A 6,301-nucleotide genomic window follows, 5' to 3' on the forward strand; every position below is an offset into this window, starting at 1 on the left:
AAATATATTTAACTATATAAAAATGCTGTCCAATTATGGACGCAGTCAGTTGTTGAAAGAATATAGATGATTGATTAATGTTTTATCGTAGGTTGAGATGGAGTAAAACAAATGGAACTTGTAAGTTATAGTGATAACTTCTTCCTTAATTATGGTGTTGCTGAATTGCTCCGGTTTAAAGAGGGTAGCGAGCGGATATATACCCTGGGAAATGTGGTACTCGATAGCATTCTGATCTTTAACGATCTGGATATCTCGCAGACAATTGAGCGGGTGCTCAGTGATGCTGCGCGCTTTGCCGGACAAAACGTTATGGTGCTGACCGAGTCGGTCTCGCCGTTGATTGTTGGCTATCTGTTACGCAAGGCTCGCGGGCTGGTTGTCTACAACACCAGGAAGAATCATTGCGAGGTATTGATCGACGTACATTGCAGCGAGACAGATGCCGGTAAAGAGCAAGAGCATGATTTCCCGTTCTCTGATAACCAGCTATTTATTATTTTGTCATTAAGCCTGGGAGTCCGTCCGGAAACGGTGGCAAAGATAACCGGGCGTTCGGAAAAAAGAATTAGTGCGATTAAGCGCGATGTGATGAATAGACTTAACATCAACAACAGCAAGATTTTCTATAAGGTGGTCAGCGCAATTTTTCTCCATAAAAATAATGCTGAAATAGCCCATCCTATGGCTTTGACCCGCAGTCCGTAGACGGCGCAACGTCGACAGACTGCGGGTAATTTTTTTTACACCGACAGCCAATGTTGACCCGCCGCTTTCATGTCGGCTTCGAGTTTGCTGCCGCGAGTGGCAAATTCCCGCCCAAGCGGGAAACCGCTTTTTTCCAGCAGATATGCCAGTGCAGCGTATTCACGCGGATATTTGGCCACCGTCGCTGGGTCTATCTCGACTATCCCTTGCGGGAAAGTGAAGGTCCCCATGTCATAAATACTTTGTCGATGAAATAGCTTCCAGTCGCCATCTCTTTTTTCCGCCAGGTCGTAGAAGCGGTTATGACTTTCGCAGCCTAAGTTAAGTTTGACATTTTCAGCGATGATAATGGCGTTGGTTTCCAGCAGGGCTTTATTGCCAGCGGCGTTAAAAGTGACTCGCGGTGAGGCAATCAGGTGCTTGGTGCGTAAATCGGATGCTCCCATCCGCATTGAACCGTCGACAAAATCACTGGCTAGTCCCTCAAACCAGGTTATTTCAATGGTGCCGTCGGGGTGGAACAAATTGCGTAGCTGTGCCCATTCGCCTAAATCACGATGGATCCAACCATTCATCAAGTCATTAAGCTGCTGGCGATCGGTGTCGGTAGTTTGCATTGTAGGATCCCCTGTAAGTGAACTGAGATTCAGTTTGGTCGCAAATTAGCGTAAGCTCAAATATATTGATTTGACTGAACAATCATTATTAATGATTGATTGAGGGGCTATGGAACTCCGTCACCTGCGATACTTCCTCGCTGTCGCTGAGGAAGGGCACTTTGGACGCGCCGCGAAACGGCTGAATATTGTGCAGCCCGCGCTCAGTATGCAGATAAAGGCCTTAGAGGAAGAGCTGGGCGGGGCGTTATTTATCCGCACCAGTCGGCACGTTGAACTGACCGGGGCCGGGCGGCTGCTGCAAACGGAAGCCCAGCGGACGCTGGCGCAGGTTGAGCACACGCGGCTTGCCGTTGAGCGCTCACTGCGCGGTGAAACGGGGCGCGTTCGGGTCGGCTTTGCCGGTAACGCTATTTTTAGCGGCAAGATGATTGCGGACTTGCGCCAGTTTCATCAGACCTATCCGGATGCTGAATTGGTGATTCAGGAGGTCGCGCCTCAGCAACAGGTAGAGGCTATTCTGGCAGGGCAGCTGGATGTGGGTTACACCCCGGATAACAGCAGGACCGCGACAGCGGAGATTATCGCACTGCCGCTTGGCCATTGGGATTTTCTGGTGGCATTGCCTGAAGACCATTGTATGGCAAAAAATTCCGCGATTACGATGGATATGCTGGCGAATGAGCCGCTGATTTTGTATGAGGCCCATGATGCGCACGAGCGCCTCTCTTTACTGCTGAACCAGAAGCTTGGCGATAAGCTACGGATTGCACATCGCTCAGGTAGCACCTTGAGCGTGCTGGCCATCGCGGCAACCGGATTAGGCCTTGCCTTAATTCCATCGCCATTACAGCAGGTGACGATTCCCGGTCTGGTCTACCGTCGGTTGGATGAGCCCGAGTTGACCGCCAATCTGGTATTGGTTCGCCGTGCCGAAGAACCTAATCGCGCCGTCGAGGCGTATCTGTCCTTGGCTTGCCCAAAACCGTAACCCCCGTCATCTGCTACCGCTGATATTATAGGTTTTGTGCTGTCTGAGTGGTTTCGCGCAGCGCTCCCGGCGGACGCCCGACCACGCGTTTAAATGCCCGGCTAAATGCCGCCACCGAACCGTAGCCTAATCGCAGTGCCACGGTTTCAATTGCCTGTTGCTCCTGGCCGATATACTGGACGGCCAGCCGCATGCGCAGTTCACCGAGATACCTGGCCGGCGTGGTACCGGTCGCAGAGAGAAAACGCTCGGCAAAGACGGAGCGGGATGTTCCTGCTTCTTTTGCCAGGGCGGCGACGCTCCAGTTAACTCCAGGCTGTTGGTGCATGGCGTAAATTGCGCGGCTAAGGCGAGGATCGCGTAAAACCTGAATCCAACCGGTAGCTTTACCGCAGCCGCTTTCCACCCAGCCTCGTACAATCAGTGCCGCCACCACATCAGCGAGCCGGGCGAGGATACCGGCAAAACCCACCTGACGGCTTAGCGATTCCCGCTCCATGGCGGCGAGCAGCGGATGAATCTCCGGTCGCGTTGACATCAGGCTGCTGACCATCATCACTTCGGGCATTGCATTAATGAGCGGCTGCATGCCTCCCAGTTCAAAATCCATACACCCGGTAAAAATCACCACGTTATCGCCATCAGGACAAATCTTACAGTGAACGTCCTGTACCTGATTACAGATAGGTTCGCTGGGCAACTCGGCAATTGGCGTCACTTTGGCATCATCGCTGGAGAGCAGGGCATGCGCATCGCCATTGGGAATAAAAACGGCGTCACCGCTGTTAAGAGTAAAGCGCGCGCCGCTCTGCATTCGTAATACCGCAGGCCCGCGGCTGACAAAATGAAACTGCGCCTTGCCCGCAACGTTGCCAAACGCCAGACCAAATGGCGCGCTGGCTTCGATTCGCCGATAGTTGACGCCGGAAAGGCGCATTCCGCGCAGCAGTTCGCTTATCAAATCAGGGGCATGCAGGGGCATGGCGTTAACTCCGGACGAATTATCAATAATAAAAGATTTTACATCATAGATCGTCCGACTGTGGTTTTCTATTCTTTGTGACCGTTATCTCATTTTTTTAACCGGAGAGTTACAAATGGATTCATGCGCCACTGCAAGCGCGTCATTGGCACCGGCCAAACCTGCCTGGCGAGCCGTCTGGTCGCTCGGGTTGGGGGTGTTCGGTCTGATTACCGCTGAGTTTCTACCTGCCAGTCTGCTCACGCCGATGGCATCAAGTCTGGGCGTAACCGAAGGTGTTGCAGGGCAGACGGTGACGGCGACCGCACTGGTGGCACTTGTGACCGGGCTGCTCATTACCTCTGCGACCAAAAGCATCGACCGTCGCTGGGTATTAATGTTCTTCACCTTGCTGCAAATTGTCTCCAGTCTGCTGGTGGCGTTTGCGCCATCGCTGCACGTTTTATTGATGGGCCGATTGCTGCTAGGCGTGGCGATTGGCGGCTTCTGGGCAATGTCGACCGCCACGGCGATGCGATTGGTTCCGGCGAAAGATGTACCGAAAGCGTTGTCGATTATCTTCGCCGGGGTGTCGATTGCCACCGTGGTGGCAGCGCCGCTAGGCAGCTATCTGGGGAGTCTGATTGGCTGGCGTAACGTGTTTATTCTTTGCGTTATTCCCGGCGTATTGGCGCTGTTCTGGCAGCTGTGGGTGTTGCCGTCAATGCGTCCGGAAAATAGCGGCAGCCTCGGGACGTTGTTCAGAGTGCTGCGCCGCCCGGGTATGGTGGGCGGCCTGCTGGCCACTATCTTCATCTTTAGCGGTCATTTCGCCTTCTTTACCTATCTGCGCCCATTCCTGGAGACGGTGGGGCGGGCGAACGTCGAGACGATATCGCTTATTTTGCTGGGCTTTGGCGTCGCTAACTTTATCGGTACCTCTATCGCAGGATATCTGTTAGCTCGCAATCTGCGTCTGACGCTGGCGCTGGTGCCGTTTGCTATGGGGATCCTGGCGCTGACCATGGTGGCCTACGGTCATCTGGCGCTGGTGGATGGTTTGCTGGTGACGCTGTGGGGATTTGCCTTCGGGCTGGTGCCGGTCGGTTGGTCAACCTGGCTTGCTACCACGGTGGCTGATGAAGCGGAAAGCGCCGGTGGCTTGATGGTGGCATCTATCCAGCTGGCGATTAGCGCGGGGGCTGCAGGTGGTGGACTGGTATTTGATATGAATGGTGCCAATGGCGTGTTTACCGTCAGCGGCGTGCTGCTGGTGGCGGCAATGGTGCTGGTATTTGCTGGCGTGCGGGTTAAAACGACGGCCGCAGAGTAGGCGATGGGCCCGGAGAGTTCCGGGCCTTTTATTTTTCAGGCGAGTAGGTAGCTTAGCCCGGTAAAAGCCACCATCCCGGCTATCACCGTGGCGAACAGACTCCGGCTCATGATCCCCACCAGCGTGGCGACGGCGGCGGCCAGCAGCGAGACGCTGATTCCGCTGCTGGTCAAAGCCGGTTTACCCAGCAGTTCGGCAGTAATAATCGCTGCCATAATGGCGGCAGGAATAAAACTCAGCCACTGTTGCAGGGCTGGCGGCATGCGAAATCGTGAGAGCAAAAGAACCGGGACTACGCGCATTAATGCGGTTACTGCCGCCGACGCGAGAATGGCCAACAGGATATTACGCTCCATGCTTTGGCTCCTTATTAAACACATAGCGTAACCCGAGGGTCGCCAGGGTTGCGGCAACCGAAGCGGCCACAATCACGATAACGCTGGTATCGGCGTGCCCGGACATCATCAGAGTAATAATGACGGCTGCCGCAATACTCAATGATTCCAGCAGTTTGCGGCGGCTGGCAAACCACAGCATCAACACCAGGCCGATAAACATCGATACCAGACTGAAGCTGAGCCCTTCCATTAACGCGGTCGGCAACGCAGAAGCAAGCCCCGCGCCAATCACGCAGGCAATAATCCAGTTCAGCCATGCAGCAACGTTTAAGCCAAACATCCAGGCGAAGGATACCCTGTTTTGCGGGCCGCCGTGCTGCACCGCCACCCCAAAGGTTTCATCGGTGAGCAATAGGCCGCTGACAATTTTCTGCAGGGTGGTTTGCTCACGAAAATAGACGCTCATCGCCGAGCTCATCAGCAGGTAGCGCAGGTTGACCAACAGCACGCTCAGCACGACGGAAAGGGCTTCGGCCCCCGCAGCCCACAGAGAATAAAACAGGAATTGCGCAGAACCGGCATAAAGAAGAGTCGCCAATAGCGCCGTTTGTAGGGTAGTAAAACCGGCCAGAGTACCAATGGCGCCGGCGGCAAAACCAATACTCCAGTAACCGGGGATGGTCGGTAAGCAGGCCATAATCCCGGCGCGAAACTCCGTTTTGGCCTCACTGCGCGGTGAGGCCGTTGTGTCTGTTAACATCAGGTGATCCTGTTATTTATTTTACCTAATGATAACTTTTGCCGCTCAGCGCTGGAATCAAAAAATCCATATCAATGAATTAATGTCATGGCTATGTATATAGATGAGGGGAATGGCTAGCCAATGTGGGTTGGCCATCATCTGTGTGTAACAACGCCGATTAGGGGGCACGGCGGTAAGGATTAACACCGCGGTATATCACATGTGCTGGTTTATTGTGAAAAAATAGTGTTTTATGCCTTATTGTTGTGTGCTTTAATGTTTTTATTAATGCTTTTTTGTTTGTGATTGGATTTATTAACGTTTTACAGTGGTGTGGTATTGCCCTGGATAAACGGTTGGGGAGATCAATTTCGGCGCTATATTGGTAAATTAGCAAAAACGACTGCGCTAGATATTACTTGTTGTTAATAATTAAGTTACATAATATTCACAATATAATGGCGTAATGTATAAATAAACAGCGTTTGTTTTTTATTTTGCGTGACTATCGGCTATGTAAACTATCGTCAACCTGGCATTACCCTTCGAAATATCCTGTTTGTCCCGTTTTTGGCTCATTTATGGCTTCCAGCGAGGATATATTGATCTCA

General features: G+C 52.6%; 7 protein-coding genes. 3 read left to right on the forward strand and 4 right to left on the reverse strand.

Translation table 11 applies throughout. The features are described from left to right. Positions 1–111: 111 nt before the first annotated feature. Positions 112–708 carry a hypothetical protein gene (locus tag LZ634_RS16590; protein ID WP_234507226.1) on the forward strand — a complete coding sequence of 199 codons (597 nt, stop codon included), beginning with the start codon at positions 112–114 and terminating at the stop codon, positions 706–708. Between the two features lie 35 nt (positions 709–743). Here LZ634_RS16590 and LZ634_RS16595 read toward each other — a convergent pair whose 3' ends face one another. After that, entirely contained in the window at positions 744–1,325 is a 582-nt protein-coding gene (locus LZ634_RS16595; protein WP_234507228.1) for a nuclear transport factor 2 family protein, read from the reverse strand. A 109-nt stretch (positions 1,326–1,434) separates the two neighbouring features. On the opposite strand from LZ634_RS16595, the gene LZ634_RS16600 reads away from it, so the two are divergent. Next, complete coding sequence (locus LZ634_RS16600) at positions 1,435–2,316, forward strand: LysR substrate-binding domain-containing protein (RefSeq protein WP_234507231.1); 882 nt, start codon at positions 1,435–1,437, stop codon at positions 2,314–2,316. 25 nt (positions 2,317–2,341) lie between these two features. Here LZ634_RS16600 and LZ634_RS16605 read toward each other — a convergent pair whose 3' ends face one another. Further along, positions 2,342–3,298 carry an AraC family transcriptional regulator gene (locus tag LZ634_RS16605; protein WP_234507232.1) on the reverse strand — a complete coding sequence of 319 codons (957 nt, stop codon included), beginning with the start codon at positions 3,296–3,298 and terminating at the stop codon, positions 2,342–2,344. Between the two features lie 115 nt (positions 3,299–3,413). Between LZ634_RS16605 and LZ634_RS16610 the strand changes: the two genes are divergently transcribed. Further along, positions 3,414–4,610: an MFS transporter gene (locus LZ634_RS16610; protein WP_234507234.1), complete on the forward strand. Its 1,197-nt coding sequence runs from the start codon at positions 3,414–3,416 to the stop codon at positions 4,608–4,610. Between the two features lie 35 nt (positions 4,611–4,645). Here LZ634_RS16610 and LZ634_RS16615 read toward each other — a convergent pair whose 3' ends face one another. After that, entirely contained in the window at positions 4,646–4,966 is a 321-nt protein-coding gene (locus LZ634_RS16615; protein WP_234507236.1) for an AzlD domain-containing protein, read from the reverse strand. Beyond that, the gene (locus LZ634_RS16620; RefSeq protein ID WP_234507238.1) at positions 4,956–5,708 is read right to left on the reverse strand and encodes an AzlC family ABC transporter permease; all 753 of its coding nucleotides are present in this window, start codon (positions 5,706–5,708) and stop codon (positions 4,956–4,958) included. The genes LZ634_RS16615 and LZ634_RS16620 overlap by 11 nt, the downstream gene beginning before the upstream one ends. Positions 5,709–6,301 lie beyond the last annotated feature (593 nt).

It is taken from the genome of Kluyvera intermedia, assembly GCF_021440345.1.
Classification (GTDB): domain Bacteria; phylum Pseudomonadota; class Gammaproteobacteria; order Enterobacterales; family Enterobacteriaceae; genus Kluyvera; species Kluyvera intermedia_A.